At 44.0% G+C, this 20,285-nt stretch carries 18 protein-coding genes (1 of these 18 only partly in view); 7 read left to right on the top strand and 11 right to left on the bottom strand.

The window, feature by feature from the left end; genetic code table 11:
- Nucleotides 1-54 precede the first annotated feature (54 nt).
- The 4 genes from glmU to glmS all read left to right on the top strand — a co-directional run bounded on the left by glmU (nucleotide 55) and on the right by glmS (nucleotide 6,693).
- Nucleotides 55-1,419 carry a bifunctional UDP-N-acetylglucosamine diphosphorylase/glucosamine-1-phosphate N-acetyltransferase GlmU gene (glmU, locus tag SHAL_RS22205; RefSeq protein WP_012279332.1) on the top strand — a complete coding sequence of 455 codons (1,365 nt, stop codon included), beginning with the start codon at nucleotides 55-57 and terminating at the stop codon, nucleotides 1,417-1,419.
- Nucleotides 1,420-1,683: 264 nt separating this feature from the next.
- Nucleotides 1,684-3,816, top strand: coding sequence for a TonB-dependent receptor (locus SHAL_RS22200; protein ID WP_012279331.1), 2,133 nt, complete (start codon nucleotides 1,684-1,686; stop codon nucleotides 3,814-3,816).
- A gap of 180 nt (nucleotides 3,817-3,996) precedes the next feature.
- A complete protein-coding gene (locus SHAL_RS22195; RefSeq protein WP_012279330.1) occupies nucleotides 3,997-4,767 on the top strand; it encodes a DeoR/GlpR family DNA-binding transcription regulator in 771 nt (256 codons plus the stop codon).
- Between the two features lie 96 nt (nucleotides 4,768-4,863).
- Nucleotides 4,864-6,693 carry a glutamine--fructose-6-phosphate transaminase (isomerizing) gene (gene glmS / locus SHAL_RS22190; protein WP_012279329.1) on the top strand — a complete coding sequence of 610 codons (1,830 nt, stop codon included), beginning with the start codon at nucleotides 4,864-4,866 and terminating at the stop codon, nucleotides 6,691-6,693.
- 154 nt (nucleotides 6,694-6,847) lie between these two features.
- On the opposite strand, the gene hpf is transcribed toward glmS, so the two are convergent.
- Nucleotides 6,848-7,216: a ribosome hibernation-promoting factor, HPF/YfiA family gene (gene hpf, locus SHAL_RS22185; protein ID WP_012279328.1), complete on the bottom strand. Its 369-nt coding sequence runs from the start codon at nucleotides 7,214-7,216 to the stop codon at nucleotides 6,848-6,850.
- A gap of 515 nt (nucleotides 7,217-7,731) precedes the next feature.
- Between hpf and SHAL_RS22435 the strand changes: the two genes are divergently transcribed.
- Entirely contained in the window at nucleotides 7,732-9,294 is a 1,563-nt protein-coding gene (locus tag SHAL_RS22435; protein WP_012279327.1) for a hypothetical protein, read from the top strand.
- 63 nt (nucleotides 9,295-9,357) lie between these two features.
- Here the strand turns inward: SHAL_RS22435 and SHAL_RS22175 are convergent, their stop codons facing one another.
- From SHAL_RS22175 to SHAL_RS22145, 7 genes are all read right to left on the bottom strand, one after another.
- Nucleotides 9,358-10,149: a helix-turn-helix transcriptional regulator gene (locus SHAL_RS22175; RefSeq protein ID WP_012279326.1), complete on the bottom strand. Its 792-nt coding sequence runs from the start codon at nucleotides 10,147-10,149 to the stop codon at nucleotides 9,358-9,360.
- Nucleotides 10,150-10,413: 264 nt separating this feature from the next.
- Nucleotides 10,414-11,457, bottom strand: coding sequence for a GMP reductase (locus SHAL_RS22170; protein ID WP_012279325.1), 1,044 nt, complete (start codon nucleotides 11,455-11,457; stop codon nucleotides 10,414-10,416).
- A gap of 296 nt (nucleotides 11,458-11,753) precedes the next feature.
- Nucleotides 11,754-12,035, bottom strand: a complete 282-nt coding sequence (locus SHAL_RS22165; RefSeq protein ID WP_012279324.1) for a hypothetical protein — start codon at nucleotides 12,033-12,035, stop codon at nucleotides 11,754-11,756.
- A 250-nt stretch (nucleotides 12,036-12,285) separates the two neighbouring features.
- Nucleotides 12,286-13,035: a phosphate ABC transporter ATP-binding protein PstB gene (gene pstB, locus SHAL_RS22160; protein WP_012279323.1), complete on the bottom strand. Its 750-nt coding sequence runs from the start codon at nucleotides 13,033-13,035 to the stop codon at nucleotides 12,286-12,288.
- A 13-nt stretch (nucleotides 13,036-13,048) separates the two neighbouring features.
- On the bottom strand, nucleotides 13,049-13,906 hold the full coding sequence (gene pstA / locus SHAL_RS22155; protein WP_012279322.1) for a phosphate ABC transporter permease PstA: 858 nt from the start codon (nucleotides 13,904-13,906) through the stop codon (nucleotides 13,049-13,051).
- The gene (pstC, locus tag SHAL_RS22150) at nucleotides 13,906-14,811 is read right to left on the bottom strand and encodes a phosphate ABC transporter permease subunit PstC (protein WP_012279321.1); all 906 of its coding nucleotides are present in this window, start codon (nucleotides 14,809-14,811) and stop codon (nucleotides 13,906-13,908) included. Before pstC ends, pstA begins: the two co-directional genes overlap by 1 nt.
- A 78-nt stretch (nucleotides 14,812-14,889) precedes the next feature.
- Nucleotides 14,890-15,699, bottom strand: coding sequence for a phosphate ABC transporter substrate-binding protein (locus SHAL_RS22145; RefSeq protein ID WP_012279320.1), 810 nt, complete (start codon nucleotides 15,697-15,699; stop codon nucleotides 14,890-14,892).
- Nucleotides 15,700-16,279: 580 nt separating this feature from the next.
- Here SHAL_RS22145 and SHAL_RS22140 point away from each other — a divergent pair.
- On the top strand, nucleotides 16,280-17,476 hold the full coding sequence (locus tag SHAL_RS22140; protein WP_012279319.1) for a potassium/proton antiporter: 1,197 nt from the start codon (nucleotides 16,280-16,282) through the stop codon (nucleotides 17,474-17,476).
- Here SHAL_RS22140 and SHAL_RS22135 read toward each other — a convergent pair.
- The 3 genes from SHAL_RS22135 to SHAL_RS22125 all read right to left on the bottom strand — a co-directional run bounded on the left by SHAL_RS22135 (nucleotide 17,473) and on the right by SHAL_RS22125 (nucleotide 19,247).
- On the bottom strand, nucleotides 17,473-17,670 hold the full coding sequence (locus SHAL_RS22135; protein WP_012279318.1) for a DUF2061 domain-containing protein: 198 nt from the start codon (nucleotides 17,668-17,670) through the stop codon (nucleotides 17,473-17,475). The genes SHAL_RS22140 and SHAL_RS22135 overlap by 4 nt on opposite strands.
- A gap of 182 nt (nucleotides 17,671-17,852) precedes the next feature.
- The gene (locus SHAL_RS22130) at nucleotides 17,853-18,755 is read right to left on the bottom strand and encodes a 1,4-dihydroxy-2-naphthoyl-CoA synthase (protein ID WP_012279317.1); all 903 of its coding nucleotides are present in this window, start codon (nucleotides 18,753-18,755) and stop codon (nucleotides 17,853-17,855) included.
- A 138-nt stretch (nucleotides 18,756-18,893) separates the two neighbouring features.
- Nucleotides 18,894-19,247: a hypothetical protein gene (locus SHAL_RS22125; protein ID WP_012279316.1), complete on the bottom strand. Its 354-nt coding sequence runs from the start codon at nucleotides 19,245-19,247 to the stop codon at nucleotides 18,894-18,896.
- 88 nt (nucleotides 19,248-19,335) lie between these two features.
- Here SHAL_RS22125 and ccoG point away from each other — a divergent pair, with 88 nt between their 5' ends.
- A protein-coding gene (ccoG, locus tag SHAL_RS22120) for a cytochrome c oxidase accessory protein CcoG (protein ID WP_012279315.1) crosses the window boundary here: on the top strand, nucleotides 19,336-20,285 show its 5' portion. 472 nt of this gene lie beyond the right edge of the window; 950 of the gene's 1,422 nt are visible here — the first part of the coding sequence; its start codon is at nucleotides 19,336-19,338; its stop codon lies beyond the right edge, outside the window.

The raw sequence follows: 20,285 nt of genomic DNA, 5'->3' as shown, positions 1-20,285 counted from the left end.
AATAAAGACCTCATTTTTCTAACATCAGTTAAAGCATTAGCTCAAGGATAATCCATGGCATTGAATGTAGTAATTTTGGCCGCAGGCAAGGGAACCCGCATGCGCTCAGATCTTCCAAAAGTTCTTCACCCTATCGCTCATAAGAGCATGGTTCAGCATGTAATTGATACTGCACATCAAGTGGGCAGTGATGCTATCCAGCTGGTTTATGGCTATGGCGCCGATAAGCTACAAGCAAAACTGGGTGAGCAGCAGCTAAATTGGGTACTACAAGCTGAGCAATTAGGCACTGGGCATGCGGTAGCGCAGGCTAATGATAATATTAGTGATGACGATACGGTGCTGATTCTTTATGGTGATGTGCCACTGATCCAAGCTTCTACACTTGAAGCTTTACTTGCTGCTCGAGAAGATAATGGTCTAGCTATTTTGACTGTTAACCTGCCTAATCCGACAGGCTATGGCCGTATAGTGCGAGAGGATGGAAACGTCGTTGGTATTGTTGAGCAGAAAGATGCCAATGCCGAGCAACTAGCTATCAGTGAGATCAATACTGGCATTATGGCGACGCCGGGTAAGCAACTAAAGGCTTGGTTAGGTCAATTATCATCAGACAATGCTCAAGGTGAATACTACCTTACTGATATCGTTGCCATGGCACACAAAGATGGTGTTGCCATTACTACTGCGCAGCCTGAATCCGCTGTGGAAGTTGAAGGTGCAAATAACCGCGTACAACTGGCGCAGCTTGAGCGTGCTTACCAAGCGCGAGCAGCTGAAAAGCTGATGCTTGAAGGGGCCAATCTGCGCGATCCTGCTCGTATCGACATTCGCGGTGACGTCACCGTGGGCATGGATGTGATGATCGACATTAACGTGGTTATCGAGGGTAAGGTGACTATCGGTAATAATGTCACTATTGGCGCGGGTGCCATCCTTATCGATTGCGAGATTAGCGACAACGCAGTGATAAAACCTTACTCGATTATCGAGAGTGCAAAGGTTGGTGTTGATGCCAGCGCAGGTCCTTTTGCACGCTTGCGTCCTGGCGCAGAGCTTAAACAAGACGCCCATATTGGCAACTTCGTTGAAATGAAAAAAGCGGTATTAGGTAAAGGCTCTAAAGCGGGACATTTGGCCTATATTGGCGATGCGACTATCGGTGCTGGGGTAAATATCGGTGCAGGTACTATTACCTGTAACTATGATGGTGCCAATAAGTTCCAAACGATTATTGAAGACAATGTATTTGTCGGCAGTGATACCCAGTTGGTTGCACCTGTGACTATTGGTGAAGGTGCTACTTTGGGGGCGGGTTCTACCATAACTAAAGATGTTGCGGCTGGTGAGTTGGTTATCACCCGCGTTAAACAGCGTCATTTGACTGGCTGGGCGCGACCCGTTAAGCAGAAAAAGTAAAGATTAGTTATTTCAAAAAAGCGACTCTAGTGTCGCTTTTTTGCTTTTTATTTAATCGATTATTTAGGCGTTCAGTTTATTGGAATAACGCCAATACCGATGATACTTGTTGATACACTTGTGTTGCTAAATGTTTATTTTCAATGGTAATTTTGAAGTGCGTCACCCGTCACCGTAAAGAAGTGTAAAGAAACTTAAATAAAAATAGTTCTCATTTATATTGCGACTCAATTAATACATTCATGTGTCATTTTGAGGTTGGATATGTCTGTTGGGACGTCATTTAAGTTTTCACGTTTAGGCCTAGCAATCGTTGCTGCATTGGCTTCATCTTCTGCATTTGCCGAGGATACAAGTGCTGAATCCACTATTGTAGCCGAGCCAAATATCGAGCGCATCAGCGTTACCGGTCGTAGCTTTAATGATTATAATGTTGGTTCATCTTCAGGCGCGATGCGTGGTGATATCGACATCTTGGACACGCCTCAATCTGTCACTGTAATCCCTGACTTCGTTACCGATGAGCAGCTAGCGACTAACCTTTCGGAAGTTCTCGTTAATGACTCAAGCGTGACAGGTGGCTCTGAGAAGTGGAACCGCCAAGTATTCAACATTCGTGGTTTCGAACTCTCTTCAGGCTCAGGTTTCTTAATTAATGGTCAGCAGCAGTGGTCTCACTATGTACAGCCAATCGAAACGCTGCAGCAGGTTGAGGTATTAAAAGGCCCTTCGAGCATGCTTTATGGTCAGTCTGGTCCTGGTGGCTTGATCAACATGGTTACCAAGAAGCCTACCTATGAAACTATGTTAGATATTGGCTTCGATACCGATGAGAATGGCTCGACACGTTTCCAACTCGATGCCGGTGGCAGCCTCAACGAAGCCGAAACAATTCGTTACCGCACCGTGTTAGTTAAGCAAGACACTACCTACTGGAGAGAGTATCAAGATGGCAGCCATCAGGAGCGCGACCGTTGGTTAGGTTACCTAAACCTAGAGTTTGATATTACCGATGATCTACTGCTATCGCTTAAGTATGACCATACTCAAGACAAGACTGGTATAGATCGTGGTGGCTGGCTAGATAGCAGTGGTGACTTGATTGGTGGCCGTGACATCATCTGGGATCAGCCATGGGCATTTACCGATAACACTATCTCTAACCTAGGTGCCGAGCTAACTTATCACCTAACAGATGATTGGAAAGTTAAAGCGGGCTATAACGACCAGCAGTTTAACCGTCAGCGTTTAGACTCTTCTCCATCACTAATTAGTGGTTCTGAAGATCCATTTACAGATGGTTATTACATAAGCCCGTTTGACCGTTATGATGATTGGCAACACAAGACGGGTTTTGTTGATTTCACCGGTAACTTCTACACGGGTGATTTAGAGCATCAACTACTTATCGGCGCTAACATGCTCGATTATTACTATGGTCAGTTAAAAGAGTCTGGTGAAAAGAAACAAGTTGTGATGCCTGGACAGCCAGTACCTAAGCCAGATCTTGATTACAATCGTGATGTAACTAAGTACGAGAGTGAATACAAGCACTACGGCTTCTACGTTCAAGACCTAGTGACGATTACCGATGAGTGGCAAGTGCTTGCTGGTGTGCGTTACGACGAGCAGAAAAAAGAGGGAGCTGGTAGTAACAGCTATGCGGTCTCGCCTAAGTTTGGTGTGATCTACTCGCCTGCTGATAACGGTAGCATCTACGTTAACTACTCGAAGAGTTTTACTCCTCAAGGAATAGTGAACAACATTGATGACGTTAACGATGGTAAGAACCTAGATCCTGAGTACGGCGAGCAATATGAAATTGGCACCAAGTGGGAGCTGTTTGATGGCAGTCTACTATTAACCGGTGCGGTATTTGATATCACGGTATCAAATGTGACGGTAACCGAAGAGATTGAAGGTAGTAGCCAAACCATTACTACTCAGTCTGGTGAGCAGCGCCATAAAGGTTTCGAGATGGGCGCTCAAGGTCAGGTCAGCGATAGCTGGTTTATGACGGGCTCTATGATGTACCTAGATGCAGAGTATCTTCGTCCAGAAACCGATAGCCTAAACGGTAAGACACCTGTCGATGCGCCAGAGTGGTCGGCAAACGTTTGGACACGTTATGAGATGACCGATGATTTAGCATTCAACTTCGGCGCTCTCTATGTGGGTGAGCGTTTTGCCAATACGAGCAACACGATCAGTAAAGATGGTTATGTACGTTTCGATATGGGCGCCGCATACACTATGGACGTAATGGGTAGCGATGTGAGTGTTCGTGTAAACGTGAAGAATCTATTTGATACCGATTATCTGGCCGGTGGTACCAACACTGATGTGACTGTGGGTGAAGGCCGTCACTTTAGTCTAGCACTGGAAGCTAAGTTCTAAATATAGGCTTCAAGTCTAATGAGTATTAAAAGCCTCAACCTTAGGGTTGGGGCTTTTTTGTATCTGTGATTTACTCACTTAGAGGTTAATGGCTATCAGTATAAGTCGCATCAAAAACTGGCAATTAAGTTTCGTTTCACTATAATACTTCTTTCGAATCGAAACTTAATGAAAGGTTTTATGAACAAACGAAACACTCAACAGCGACGTCACAGCATTATTAGCCTGCTAAATCAGCAAGGCGAGGTGAGTGTTGAAGAGCTATCTTTACGTTTCGAAACCTCTGAAGTCACTATTCGTAAAGACTTAGCCACCTTAGAGAAAACCGGCTTATTATTGCGCCGTTATGGCGGTGCAGTCGCTGTACCCGATGAGGTGACGCAGCAGTTTTCAGCCAAGATCGCACCTAACAAATTATCGATTGCTAAAGCCGCAGCTCAGCTGATTAAAGATCATAACCGTATCATTATCGACAGTGGCAGTACCACATCAGGTTTGATCGGCGAGCTTAATAATAAGCGTGGTTTATTGGTGATGACCAATTCACTCGCACTTGCTAACTCAATTCACGAGCTTGAAAACGAGCCGACGTTATTGATGACGGGTGGTACATGGGATCCGCACTCAGAATCTTTTCAAGGGCAGATAGCCGAACAGGTATTACGTTCATACAACTTCGATCAGCTGTTTATTGGTGCCGACGGTATCGATCTTGAGCGTGGTACCACAACCTTTAATGAGCTTACTGGCCTTAGTAAGGTGATGGCCGAGGTATCGCGAGAAGTGGTAGTGATGCTCGAGTCAGAAAAGCTGGGTCGACGCATTCCAAACCTTGAGCTGCCTTGGAGCAAGATCAGTGTGTTGGTAACTGACGATAAGTTACCGAGTGAAGCGCTAGAGACAATTTCTAATCATGGGGTGCGCGTCATTCTTGCACCTTATGCTGGGTAACGACTACAAGCATGCAGCTTGAGTTAATTATCTACTTTCAAATTCAATTTTTAACTTTTAATTTAACTCTCCTATAGAGAGGCTAGGTAACTAAATATGTGTGGAATCGTAGGCGCTGTAGCGCAAAGAGATGTAGCTGAAATCTTGGTTGAAGGCCTAAGACGTCTAGAATACCGTGGTTATGACTCAGCCGGTGTTGCAGTACTCAATAACGGTGAGTTAAATAGAACTCGTCGCGTGGGTAAGGTGCAAGAGTTATCGGCTGCACTCGATGTTGCACCTCTTGCTGGTGGCACGGGTATCGCGCACACACGTTGGGCAACCCATGGTGAGCCAAGCGAGCGTAATGCGCACCCGCATCTGTCTGAAGGCGATATCGCCGTTGTTCACAACGGGATTATCGAAAACCACAATAAGCTACGTGAGATGCTAAAAGGCTTAGGTTATACCTTCACATCCGACACTGATACCGAAGTGATCTGTCATTTAGTGCATCATGAGCTGAAGACTCACGACACGCTACTTGCGGCAGTTCAAGCAACGGTTAAGCAGCTAGAAGGCGCCTATGGCACAGTGGTTATCGACCGTACAGACAGCGAGCGCATGATTGTGGCTCGCTCTGGCAGCCCACTGGTTATCGGTTATGGTTTAGGTGAAAACTTTGTTGCCTCCGATCAGCTAGCACTGCTTCCGGTGACTCGCTCTTTCTCTTTTTTAGAAGAGGGTGATGTTGCTGAAGTGACTCGTCGGGCTGTGAGCATTTTTGACGTCGATGGCAATGCAGTCGATCGTGAAGTAAAAGAGTCGGAAGTGACTCATGATGCTGGTGATAAAGGTGAATACCGTCACTATATGCTTAAAGAGATCTACGAGCAGCCAGCGGCAATCGCTCGTACGCTTGAAGGTCGTATCGCTGGTGGCAAAGTGTTGGATACCGCCTTTGGTGAAAATGCCGCAGAATTCTTAAAAGAGATTAAGCACGTACAGATCATCGCTTGTGGTACCAGTTATCATGCCGGTATGGCTGCGCGTTACTGGTTAGAAGATTGGGCTGGTGTTTCTTGTAACGTCGAAATCGCATCTGAGTTCCGTTACCGTAAATCGCATCTATTCCCAAATAGCTTATTAGTGACAATTTCACAGTCTGGCGAGACTGCCGATACCTTGGCGGCAATGCGTTTAGCGAAAGAGATGGGCTACAAGGCAACGCTAACAATCTGTAACGCTCCCGGTTCATCACTGGTTCGCGAATCAGATATGGCATACATGATGAAAGCGGGCGCCGAGATTGGTGTTGCATCAACTAAAGCCTTTACTGTGCAGTTAGCTGGTCTATTGATGCTGACAACAGCAATTGGTCGTTACAACGGTATGTCTGACGAGATGCAAGCGGCGATTACTCAGAGCCTACAGTCTATGCCTGCTAAGGTAGAGCAAGCGCTAGGACTTGATGATGCTATTGCTGAACTTGCAGAAGACTTTGCCGACAAGCACAATGCGTTGTTTTTAGGCCGTGGCGACCAATACCCAATTGCGATGGAAGGGGCGTTAAAGCTTAAAGAGATCTCTTATATCCACGCAGAGGCTTATGCTTCTGGTGAACTTAAGCATGGTCCATTGGCACTGATTGATGCCGATATGCCTGTTATTGTTGTCGCGCCAAACAATGAGCTGTTAGAGAAGCTAAAGTCTAACGTCGAAGAGGTGCGTGCTCGTGGTGGCTTGATGTATGTGTTTGCCGATAAGGATGCTGAGTTTGAGTCGGATGACACCATGAAGGTGATCCCGGTTCCGCATTGTGATGAGTTTATGGCACCGCTAATTTACACCATTCCATTGCAGTTGCTTTCTTACCACGTTGCCTTGATTAAGGGGACCGATGTGGATCAGCCGCGTAACTTGGCTAAATCAGTTACTGTTGAATAATGCACTAAACTGACTTAAGCCTTATTGATTTGTTGTAAAGAAACCTCCCTCGTGGAGGTTTCTTTGTTTTCAGCCCTAAGAAACACGTTTTAGTTGTTGATTTAAAAAGGAATCGAGTTTAAGTAATGACATTGAAAAAATTAAAAATACAAGATTATAGCTTTCTTAATGTCTCTTCTTCTTTTTCTTCTTCATTAATCAGGCGCTCTTTTTCTTTTTCACATTTCTCAGAACGATGAGCATATGGTTTTTCTTTATGTTTAATAAGCTGACGGTCTAAACGATCAAACGCTTCATTAAATGCATCCATAAGTTCATTCGCTTCCCCCTTTGAATCTATTTTCCCAAGATCAGACTTAGTCGCAATTTCTACAATAAACAGATGGCCGGGTTCAAGCTTCATGAATACATCTTTGCTATAGAAGGATATTTTAAACTTATCGAATTTTACAAATGCTTCTTTAATGGTTTGCTCTAAGTAGTCAGGAAGTTCAAATCCACGTGCGGTAATTTTAATGCTCATAGTTAGTCACTCTTAATCCATTACATTTTGTGCTAATTACAATAGTCCAATCACATTAATGTAGTGTGATCTAGGTCATGTTTTTGCACGTGTTATTCATAAATTAAATTTCATTATCAAAAAGAATGAATAGCAGGTTCTGTAGTCATTTTAATTTTAACTTGGTTGTTTTTTTTATCGGTTTGCAGCTAAAAAGATACTATCTCAGGTCGATCACTTATCTGTGATATATGGAGTATCAGCTTGTTCAAGCACCTCTATTTTTAACTTCAGTGCCAATATTTCACTTTTCTTACCGCGTTAGTTTTTTCGGATTATATAGCAGAGGTATAGAGGTGTTCTTTACGTACTTTACGAATGTACGGTAGTTAAATGCTGTCTGCTTTTAACCGATAAGTATGGCCACTCTTCAGAAGTAAACTCGTTATTTATCCTAACCTATCCCCCTTAGGGGGGATGCCGCAGTCATTGGGTTATCGCATGCTAACCATAGGCCAATATCAAGGAGATAAATAATGAACAATTTATTAAGGCTTAGCGTATCGGCCTTGGCTGTGAGCAGCATGTTAGCGCTTGCTGGCTGTGGTAGCGATAACTCCCCTACACCGACTCCCGAACCTCAACCAAGGGTATTAACAGGTATCTTTTCTGATAGTCCTGTGGCGGGCATTGGTTATGAGACCACAGATCACAGCGGAGTGACCGATGCTCAAGGACTGTTTAGTTATAACGAGGGGGAATCGGTAGAGTTCTACATAGGTGCGACACGTTTTCCGAGCGTCACAGGTCAGGATGAGGTGACTCCGATGGACCTATATCAAACGGATACGGCTGATCATACCGGGGTGATCAATACCTTGCGTTTACTGCAGTCACTCGATACCGATAATGATCCGGATACGGGAATTCAATTAGCTGAAGATATTCATGAAACCTTAGCGGGTCATGAAGTGGATCCAACTGCGGATAACTTTGATGAGCAGGCGCAAGAAGCGCTGGTTGCATCTGGTTTGGCTGCTGAAGATCTCGTCGCTGCCGATGAGGCGCTAGCTCATTTTGGTCAGAGTCGAGGCTATCAACTGACGGACTTAACAGGCCAATGGCATACGGTATTCTTTACCACACCTGTTGCCGGAACATACTCAGCCGATGCCTTTAGTTATGTGGTCGAGGAGTGGATCATCGATGCCGAGGGTAATGTCACCATGGAGGCTAAGGTTAAGAGTTATGGTGAGTTAGATACCGATACGTTTAAAGTTAACTTAAGTGAAAGCGGTATGTTGAGTTTCGCAGAGATTGAAAACCTTGATATGGGCTTAAGCAGCAATAAAGATAAGATTGCGAACTACTTTGCTGAAGATGGTGAGCAAGAGCTTGGATTGTCTATAAAGCTAGCTGGTGGGCAGCAGTTGAGTGATCTCGAAGGCCAATGGTGGGGAACTGGGATTGAAACCCCTGTGAGTGCCAACTTTAATCAAAACGAATTTGGTGTCTGGATCGATAAGCTTGTAATTGACGACCAAGGTAAGGCTGATATTACAGAGCTTACTTTAGGAGATCAGCAAGCGAGCAGAGAGGTCGAGATAGTTCAGTTTGCTATGGATGAGATGGGCAAGATCACCATAGAGGACGATGATGAAGTTGCCGTGACTTACCTGTCTCGTGGTAAAGATCTAATCCTACGTCATAGCCACAAAGATACACGGCAGAATATGTCGGTATTGCTCAGGGCAAACCCCTCTCCTGTACTTGCTGACTTAGAGGGAAGTTGGCGCCTGTATAATTTACAGATGCCTGATGATGGCAGTATGAACTCCGATGGATTTGGTTACTGGATCGTAGAGCTTGAGTTTGATGCCGATGGTCTTGCCGTTTGGAGTCATGTGGCAACTTCTGAAGATGAGGTGTTGACCGAGCAATCTATGCAGATGAGTTTAGTTGATGGTTTGTTTATTAGTGAAGAGGATAAGTGGGCGATGAACCAAGACAAAGACATCATGGTCGTGGTTTCACAATGGGCTGAGGGGGAAAGTGAGTTTTCTGCCTATGCCATTGCCATTAAGCAAGTGACGCCATAAGTTTTAAAGAAAAGGGAAAAGCCTGCAAAATCTGCAGGTTTTTTTTATATTTTTGTTAGGTTATTAACTGTTAAAGCCAATTGTTACTAGTAGTTGGTCGTGGTTGTAGCGCCACAAAAGCTGGTTTTGGTGTTTAGATCCGGTTTTGTGTAATACGCTTTTTATCTGACTCTTAACGGTTTCCTTGCTGACACGACGTATATCGGCGATATCGGAGCCTGAGTGGCCACCCATTAATAGGCTTAACACCTGATATTCGGCGGGGGTGAGCTTTACTGGTTGCTGTTCGGTCGTGATGGGGAAGTCTTTCTGACAGCGGCACAGCGCTTTATCCTGCTCCGTGTCGGCTAACTGTTTGGCGTGAAAGGCGTTGACCCATGGCTGCATCGAGTGTCCTAGTTTCTCATGTAACCGTCGTGTGCCACGGTTAAACTCTTTATTGAGGTGATGAGCGGTAAAAAACAGGTATAGGTGCTGATTTATCCCTAAAAGCAGGCCTATGGTTGAGCGGTAATGCATATAAGGTAGAAGGCTTTCACACCAGTTATCATCTTGAACTCGAGCGGGTGCGACCAAACTCTCCATTATTTGTGAGCTATTGATAAGACCTTTGCGTAGATAGGCGTTGAGAAAGATATCGTGTCGCCAATGTTGCTGATAAAACCGAATATCGTTGTCGGAGATTTCAGGCGACCAGGTCTGTTGCCGCTTTAAGCTGGTATCAATAATTGTGATGGTAATGGCATCGACCTGTAGACAGTCTGAAAGGTAACTAAAATCTTCTCCCTTAATCTCTCTGCGAGTCATGGCCTCTATCAATTGATACTGCCATTTGGAAAACTTTTCCCAATTCACAAGCCCTCCCACTCTAGTCTAACTCAAACGTCCATGTAACCTTAATTTAACAAATTCGGTTGCATAAAAATTGATAGAGATCATAAATATGTTTAAGTTATGGAAGGGAAAATGGTAGAACAAATCGAATAATGTGATTGATGGGTAAGCTTTATCTAATTAGTTTTGTTAGGAAGGTTTTTGTTAAATTTATAGAGGCTTTATAAAAAGCCCCTATAAATTAGTTGGACATAATAATATGCCTAAAGTGAGTTGCCTTATGGCTTACTCTTTACCGTAAACGTTGTTTTCTTGTTCTTGAACACGAATAAACGTAGTGCGCTTAGTGAGCTCTTTTAGAGATGCCGCACCAACATAGGTACAAGTTGAACGTACACCGCCCATGATGTCATTAATCGTATTATCTACGCTGCCTCTAAATGGTAGTAATACCGTTTTGCCTTCTGCTGCACGGTACTTAGCGACACCGCCTGAGTGCTTATCCATAGCAGACTGTGAAGACATGCCATAGAACTTCACCATCATCTTACCATCTTGCTCAATGACTTCTCCGCCACTCTGTTCGTGACCCGCTAGCATACCGCCAAGCATGACAAAGTCAGCGCCGCCACCGAAGGCTTTAGCCACATCACCAGCGCAGCTACAACCGCCGTCACCAATGATTTGGCCACCTAGGCCATGGGCTGCGTCTGCACACTCGATGATAGCTGAAAGCTGTGGATAGCCAACACCAGTTTTAACGCGCGTGGTACATACCGAGCCTGGGCCAATACCGACTTTTACGATATCTGCGCCAGCAATAATTAGCTCTTCAACCATGTCGCCAGTAACCACATTGCCCGCACTGATCACGGCTTGTGGATGAGCCTGTCTCACTTTACGAACGTAATCAACCAGGTGTTCTGAGTAGCCGTTAGCGATATCGATACAGATAAAGTTGAGCTCCTCTGACATCGCTAGAATTTCACTTAACTTGATAAAGTCAGCATCAGAAGTACCGCTTGAAACCATAACGTGCTTTAGTACATCTGCAGTTTGGCTGGATACAAACTCACCCCATTGTTCAACACTGTAATGCTTATGAACAGCTGTCATCACATTGTGCTTGGCTAGGCTAATGGCCATCTTAAAGCTGGCTACAGAATCCATGTTAGCGGCAATAATGGGGACACCTGACCAGGTTTTACCACTATGCTTGAAAGTAAATTGACGGTTTAAGTCTACTTGAGAACGGCTCTTCAACGTTGAACGCTTAGGTCGGATAAGAACATCTTTAAAACCTAACTTTAGATCTTGTTCAATACGCATAGTTTATTCCTCACATGGATTTTGCGCGCAGCAAAACCGCCGATAAAAGTAAGTTTTATCGGATATTAAATTAATTCCTGAGCTTATTTCAGGCACAAAAAAACCGGAGCGTTTTGGGGCGCTCCGGTTTTAGGCATTATAGGAACAGATTTTCAATTAGCAAGTTCTTAAATTAAAACTGTCATTCCTTAAAAAAGGAAGGTTAATGCGCTGTTGGTGTCTGTTTGTATTTGTGTTTATTTTTGGCGGCCTAAGTTCTACTTTTAACAGTTGTTAAAAATGGGAGGACTACCCAACTATTTCTCTATAGCACCTTTCTCTTTAGATATTTTGATGTCGAAATTATCTAGTAATAGCAGGGTATCCGCTAAGGCTGATTTGAGTTTAGTTGCTGGGGGAGAGTTTAACTTTTTAGCTTGTTTCAAGGATTCTCTTCGAGTGACAAATTCTAACATTGTCTCGAGATTTTCTGGGCAATCGATATCAAGCGGGGGAAGTTTTTTGGTGGATGCATTGTTGTAGATTTCAAATTCTTTTTGCAGGTGTTCTTGAGCTTCTCTAGTTCTTTCCATGTCCATGTCTGAGCGCCTCTGTGTTCAATAAACCTATCTACCGAAGCTATCTTAATAATGCGGCTTAAACAAGTTTGTGGCGTAAATTTAGCCTGTTACTGCAGCTGAGGTTAGTAAAATCCTCCTTATGTATTAGGCTTCTTGCCGTATTTGTTGAATTATTAATAAAAGGTCTAGCTAGTGATGGGAGAGTAGAGCTATTTAGCAGGGGATATAAGGCGCTCACTTTAGTTGTGAGCACCATGCCGAATATAGATTAACCAAATTCGCCGCTTACGTAACCTTGAGTACGTTGATCTAATGGATGGTTAAATATCTGGGTCGTTTCACCATGCTCTACTAACTCGCCCATCCAAAAAAACGCAGTTTTGTCGGAGATCCGCTTTGCTTGGTTCATAGAGTGAGTCACTATCACAATAGTAAATTGTTTACGTAACTCATCCATTAGCCCTTCAATCTTGTGAGTCGCAATAGGGTCGAGTGCGCTGGTGGGCTCATCCATTAAGATCACTTCAGGCTTCATGGCGATAGTTCGGGCGATACACAGGCGTTGTTGCTGGCCGCCGGAGAGTCCAAATGCCGGCGTATTTAATCTATCTTTGACTTCATCCCATAAGGCTGCGCTGCGTAGTGATTCTTCAACGGCACTGTCTAGCACTTGCTTATCTTTAATGCCTTGTGCTTTTAAACCAAAAGCAACATTTTCGTAGATACTCATCGGAAAGGGATTTGGCTTTTGAAACACCATACCAACTCGCATTCTTAGTTGTTTAACATCAACATCTCGGTAGATATTACTGCCTTCAAACATGACATCACCATCAATCTTTACTCCTGCCACCAAATCGTTCATGCGGTTTAGTGTGCGTAGTAACGTTGACTTACCACAACCCGATGGGCCGATCAGGGCGGTAACTTGGCGAGCTGGGATTGCTAATGTGATATCTTTTAGCGCATGGTTGTCGCCGTAAAACAGGTTTAAGTTGTTCACTTCTAGCTTATTCATGGAGATAACCTTACTAAGATGATTTATTTAAACGAGAGGCAATCACTTTGGTCGCCAGATTTAAAATAAGTACCAACACAATCAGAACGGTCGCCGTGGCATAGGCCTGATCCCATTCATTTTGAGTAAATAGCTCTTGGGTCAGTTTATAAAGGTGCACTGTCAAGGTGCGGCCAGACTCAAGTACTGACTCAGGTATTTGAGTCACCATGCCTGCGGTTAAAAATACTGGTGCTGATTCACCAATAACTCTACCCGTACTCAAGATAATAGAAGTCACAATCCCAGGGAGTGCGCTTGGTAACACTAAGCGGCAGATGGTGTAGATCTTAGAACTACCCAATGCATAGCCACCTTCGCGGTAACTCATAGGCACAGATAATAGGGCTTCCTCCGTGGTGCGGATGATCACAGGTAAAATCAGCATCGCTAAGGTTAGTGCTCCCGAAAGAATCGAGAAGCCCAGCCCAAGCGTGGTGACAAAGAACGTCATACCAAAGAGGCCGTAAACGATGGAGGGAATACCGGCTAACGACTCTGTGCAGAAGCGGATCACTTTTACTATACGGCTGTCAGGCGCAGCATATTCGGTTAAATAGATGGCAGTCATAATGCCGATGGGAGCTGCGAAGGCGAGTGATAAGCCAACCATGTAGATGGTAGAGATGATCATCGCCCAAATCCCAGATGCCTCACCAATGCGAGTATAGGCTCCTGTAATAAACTCCCAGCTAACGTGGGCTAGCCCATTACTTAATATGTGCCATACCACCCAAAGCAAGAATAGCACTGTTGTTGCTGCGGCAGACCAGATGGTTGCTAGCATTAATCTATCTTGGTTGTCACGTGAGATAAGTGGTCGTTTCAACATTAGTGAGCTCGCTTTCGGTTGAGGTAAAGCAGTGAACCGTTAAGTAATACGATAAAGGCCAGCAATACTATGCCTGTTGAATAAAGCGCACTGGCATGAATACCTGTAGCGTATGACATCTCCATCGCGATATTGGCGGTTAGGGTTCTTGCTGGCTCTAGAATAGAACCGGGCATTGCAGGGGCATTACCCATCACCATAATAATGGCCATGGTTTCGCCGATGGCACGGGCCACACCTAAGGCTATACCGGTATAAATGCCGCTTCTTGCTGCTGGTATAAGCACTTTAAAGATGCTGTAGATATGCGATGCACCGAGTGCCAGTGCGCCCTCTTTATAGGTTGGTGGTAGGGCGCGTAGCGATGTTTCTGAAATAGTAATGACCGTCGGCAAGATCATCATGGCCAGAACGATAACGCCTGCAAGAATGGTGTTACCGGCAGGAATATTAAAAATGGTCTCGATGGCTGGCACGATAATGACCAAGCCAAAGAAGCCATACACAACAGAGGGGATACCTGCCAATAGCTCTACTGCGGGTCGAATAATGTTGGCTAACCAGTTGGGAGCTAATTCGGCTAGAAAAACCGCTGTAAGCAGCGCGATAGGCACCCCGATTATTACGGCTCCAGCCGTTGAAATAAGTGATGCAACCATCATAGGAAGCAGGCCGAAAAGGGCTGGTGGTAGCCACTCCTTGCCTAATATCATTTGCGAAACGCCGGCTTCTTTAAAAGCGGGTAAGCCTTCGCTAAAAACAAACCATCCTATGGTTGCAACTGACAATACCCCTACCATAGCGCTACATAGGAAGAGTATGTGGAAACTCATCTCTTTCCAGTCGTATGATTTTGCTGGAGCAAGTTGCAGCTCTTTTACTAGGGTTTTACTAGCCGTAGTCATCACTTATCCTCGACATCTATCTAAAAATGATCCGCTCGATACAGAGGAACACCTATTCCTCTGTATCTTGTTATTGAATTACTGAACGCGGATATAGCCTTCTTTAGCCACTATGTTTTGGCCATCTTCAGATAGGATGTAATTAATAAAGTCATTGGCATTATCTGGGGCATTTTTATCAATTAACAAGATAAACGGACGGGCAATTTGGTAGTCGCCTGCCGCAATGCTTTCATCTGTTGCTGTTACACCGTTGACATCAATTGCACGTAGACTGCTATCAACACTGCCTAGGGAGATGTAACCGATGGCATAAGGGTTATTGGCAACAATGGTTTTAATCATGCCATTACCGTTACCCACTTGAGCCGTTGGTGAAATTGCGGTGACCTTGTGGCCGTTAATCGTGCGTTGTAGCTTCATGATCTCTTCAAATGCACCGCGAGTTCCCGAGCCGTTTTCACGGGTTACCACCACGATAGGACGAGATTCTCCGCCGACTTCGCTCCAGTTTTTAATCTCACCACGGTAGATTTTTGATATCTGCTCTTGGGTGAGATTCTTTACCGGGTTAGCTTTGTTCACCGCAGCCGCAATACCGTCACGAGCGATGACGATCTCTTTAGTACTGCTGTTGAGCTCGCTTTCTTTTACGTTGCGTGAAGACATACCAATCATGCTGGTACCATCTTTTGCTGCACGAATGCCAGCCGATGAGCCAGTACTTTGTACTTCAACGTTAGTGTTAGTGGTGTTTTGATAATTTTCTGCAAGCACTTCCATTACATGGGCTACAGATGTTGAACCTGATATTGTTACTGTGCTTGCCTGGGCAAGTGGTGTAGTCATTAGACCTACTGCGGTTAACAAGCCAAATACTTTTTTCATTACGATTTCCACTCTATTGTTTGGTCGCTTAGATACGAGTTATTTACAAAACCAAGTTGCTGCCTCACTGAGGACAAGCGCATTAAGACAGAGAAATATGACAGTTAGGTGACAGTTTTATAGAGTCGAGCGTATGGCATATGAATCGATAGCAATGTTGCAAGGCTCTATTGGAGATGGCTCTCTGTTCATTTGTTAAATAAACAATAATTAAGCCACGATTTCTTAATTAGTCATTTCAAGGCCACTATTCAGGCGTTTTAACGCTTTAAAGAGAGGGGCGAAGGCTCTCTACTTATTACTGATGGGCTCTGTTTAACTTATTATTAAGTTTGTTTTAACAAAGTGGGGGCCGTTTTATGTTATGTTTCGCTTGTTCGAGTAAGGGGTAAATTAATTATTAAACTTTTATGACAGGGACTATTATAGGGACCATTATAGGGTTTATGACTGGGACATTTTCGACTTCAATGTGGAGAATTTATGATCCTAATATCAGTCACTCTTCATCGTAAAATATCCTATATCGATACTCGCTAACTTATATTCATCACACAATTCACGCAAAAGGTGGCTCTCTATGACGACTGAAATGATCATGATTGGTATGTCTGTTTTGATCTTAGTCGGAATATTGCTGCATCATCCCTCGCGAACCTTAGGTATACCGTCACTGCTGATCTTTATGGGTGTCGGGCTTATGTTGGGTAATGGCGAGTTTAACTTTGTCTATGATGATTTAGATAAGACTGCGTGGATAGGCGGCTTAGCGCTAAACATTATTGTGTTTGTTGGTGGCATCAATACCTCAACAGACAAGATAAAAGTGGCTTATAAAGAGGGCGGAATACTTGCTTCTTTTGGAGTGCTATTTACGACGCTGATTTTTGGCGTGATTTTATATTGGCTGTTGGATTTTAACTTTATTACCTGCCTACTGTTTGCTGCTATTGTTTCATCGACTGATGCCGCAGCCGTGTTTTCAATCCTTGAATCTAAAAAGCTTAAGCTAAAAGAGCAAACCGATACCGTATTGGAGTTTGAATCGGCAACTAACGATCCCGTTGCCATGCTACTGGTTATATTCTTAACGGATATGGCACTTTCAAGCAGTAAGGCTGTTGTTGCCTCTGAGATAGTTATGGAGCTAGTAACGCAAATCGGCGTCGCTATGATAGTGGGGTGGGGGATTGCTAAAATAGCCGTCTGGTTACTAAATCGTATTCATCTATCTGAATTTGGTCTCATTCCTGTATTTGTATTGGCAAGCTTTGTGATTGCGACCTATGGCGCAGAAGTGTTAGGCGGTAATATTTTATTGGCTTCATATATAGCGGGGGTGGTGATAGGTAACGGCATTAAGCGAGGTCAGCTTGTTAATCAGCACTTCTTTAATAGCTTATCTTGGTTAGCGCAGGCATTGATGTTTATCGTGCTGGGCTTACAAATATTCCCACAGTCATTAGCCACAGTGTTTGTAAGCTCATTATTACCGGCTCTACTATTGATGTTGGTGGCTAGGCCATTAGCTGTGCAGCTTTGTTACTTGCCTTTTACCAAGGCGAGTTGGAAGAAACGGTTGTTTATCTCCTCTATTGGTCTTAAGGGCGCGACACCTATTGTATTCGCATTGATCCCTGCGGCGGCGGGTGTGCCGGGATCTTTAGATATCGTGCATATGGTGTTCTTTATCGTATTGTTTTCAGTGTTTATTCAGGGGGGAGCTATAGCGCCGCTAGCGAATAAATTGGGTTTAAACAATAGCGACAAAGATTAGGTGGACACAGCTTCCAGTGCGTTTTTAGACTCGATACCTTTCCACACTTTTTCATGGAAGTAGAAAACAACGGTATTCACGGCAGGTTCGATTAAGGCTACTGCGCCACCAATGACTACGCTTCCAGTTAAAAGATAGGTAATAGTAAAAGCGACACTAAAGTGAAGAATCGCGAAAGTCATGGTTTTAATCATAATAAGTGCCTCTAATTAATTTAGGTAAATGATAATGGTTATCATTTGCAATTGAAAGAGGTTTACATAGATTAGTTTGATAGGATTTGTAGATTGGGAATATATTTTGGTTATAAACCCATCAGCTTACTTAACCTATTGATGGGTTTATAACGATATAATTTACAGTGAATAGTTGTAAATTAGTAATGCCAAGGGAATGATGAGAAGTCCTGATCGCGCTTCTCTAGGAAAGCATCACGGCCCTCTCTAGCTTCTTCGGTGCCGTAAGCTAAGCGTGTCGCTTCACCGGCAAATAGCTGCTGTCCCACCAAGCCATCGTCAGGCAAGTTAAAGCCGTACTTCAACATACGCATTGCCGTTGGAGACTTAGAGTTGATCTCTTTGGCCCATTTTAATGCTTCTGTCTCTAACTCTTGATGAGGAATAGCACGGTTAACCATACCCATATCGAAGGCTTCTTCTGCCGAGTAGTTAAACCCAAGGAAGAATATTTCACGAGCACGCTTCTGGCCTATCATCTTCGCCAAGTAAGCGCTGCCGTAGCCTGAATCGAAACTGCCTACATCGGGATCAGTTTGTTTAAAGACGGCATGTTCTTTTGAAGCAAGGGTTAGATCACATACGACATGTAGACTATGACCACCACCAACAGCCCAACCTGGAACGACAGCGATAACGACCTTTGGCATAAAGCGAATTAAGCGCTGCACTTCGAGGATATGTAAACGCCCCATACGTGCAACATCAGGCGTACCCTCTTCGGCGCCTTCATATTTGTAACCATCTTTGCCGCGAATACGCTGATCGCCACCGGCACTAAAAGACCATTGGCCTTTAGCCGAAGGACCGTTTCCTGTTAGTAATACACAGCCTACATCAGACCACTGACGCGCGTGATTGAGGGCGGTATAGAGTTCATCAACTGTTTTAGGACGGAATGAGTTTAAGCAATCTGGACGATTAATCGCTATACGTACAGTGCCCTGCTCTTTGGCTCTGTGATAGGTAACATCTTCGAAATTAAACCCTGGAACCACATCCCATAATTCGGGATCAAAAATGTCAGATACTTGTTGTGTCATGAGCCTATAGCCTTCTTATTTCATTGAAATACGATAATAGCTAAAGGCTAGGCTGAATCAGATCTCAGGTCAATCTTGTTTGTACGCTAATCTAGTAACTGAGATCTGCTGCATTATCTATGTAGTTAATTAAGCTCATTAGTTAAGCTTGTCGCAGATGTAAGTTTGATTGTCTTTACTAAATGCTGAGTGTTTATTCGCACCACTGCCACAGAAGTCGTCTTTAAACTGATCTAGTTGAGCTTGTGATTGAGTAATAAGGTGTAATGCTTGCTGTTCGGTTGCCGAAAGACGATCGGCGATATCAGTTTTTAGTAAATCAACTTTATCGTCGATACGCTGGATCTGAGTCCCCGTCATACTGTCGAGCTTATCTTCGGCTTGTTGATATATATCCTGAACCTCTGCTATTGGCTCATCTAAGGTGTCAGTTTGCGTATAAAGGTAGTAAATAATGCCACCAATTATTGCCAATATGATCCAGCCTTTCATCTTTTAGTCCTATGCAGGTGAATAACTTGTAGTATAGGCGTTATAATAAGCTACTTTTTTAGTAATATTAAAGCTGTAAGGCTGCAAAATGAGCGCAGATCAAAATAAAAAAGAGTTCTCAAAAACTGAAAGAATCAAGATCCACCAACCCGATGCAAGTAAAGCTGACCGCTTTAATCCGCGTAACCGTATCTATGTTAGAGCCGTAGAAGGGTTATGGACAACTCTACGTCGTCGTTTGGGCTGGATAGCTATGCTGTTCTTTTTACTCTTGCCGTGGATCCCTTGGGGTGACCGTCAAGCTGTTTGGTTTAATCTTGCAGAGCAAAAATTCCATGTCTTTGGCTTAACTATATGGCCACAAGATTTTACCTTGTTAGCCGCGCTATTGATGATTGCGGCATTTGGTTTGTTTTTTATCACCACATACTTAGGCAGGGTATGGTGTGGCTATACCTGTCCGCAGACGGTTTGGACTTTTATCTTTATCTGGTTTGAAGAAAAGTTAGAAGGCTCACGCAATAAGCGTATCAAGCTCGACCAGATGCCATGGAGTTTCAACAAACTATGGCGAAAGACGGCTAAACACACATCTTGGTTGCTAATCTCTTTGCTTACCGCAATGACATTTGTGTCTTACTTTGTGCCGACAAGTGAAGTCTATAAAGAAGTATTTACTCTAAATGCCAATGGCGGGGTTTATTTCTGGGTTATCTTCTTCACCCTTGCGACTTATGGTAATGCAGGTTGGATGCGTGAAATCATGTGTCTGCATATGTGTCCTTATGCCCGATTCCAGTCTGCGATGTTTGATAAGAACACTTATATAGTGGGTTATGATGCTCAGCGTGGTGAAGCGCGTGGGCCAAGATCAAGAAAAGCTGACCCTAAAGCGATGGGTTTAGGTGACTGTATCGATTGTGACTTATGTGTTCAGGTATGCCCGACAGGAATCGATATTCGTAATGGTTTACAGTATGAGTGCATTAACTGCGGTGCTTGTATTGATGCATGTGATACGACTATGACGCGTATGGG

Source organism: Shewanella halifaxensis HAW-EB4, assembly GCF_000019185.1.
GTDB lineage: Bacteria > Pseudomonadota > Gammaproteobacteria > Enterobacterales > Shewanellaceae > Shewanella > Shewanella halifaxensis.
The sequence above is the reverse complement of the archived record's forward strand: the minus strand, read 5'-3'. Positions and strand labels throughout refer to the sequence as shown.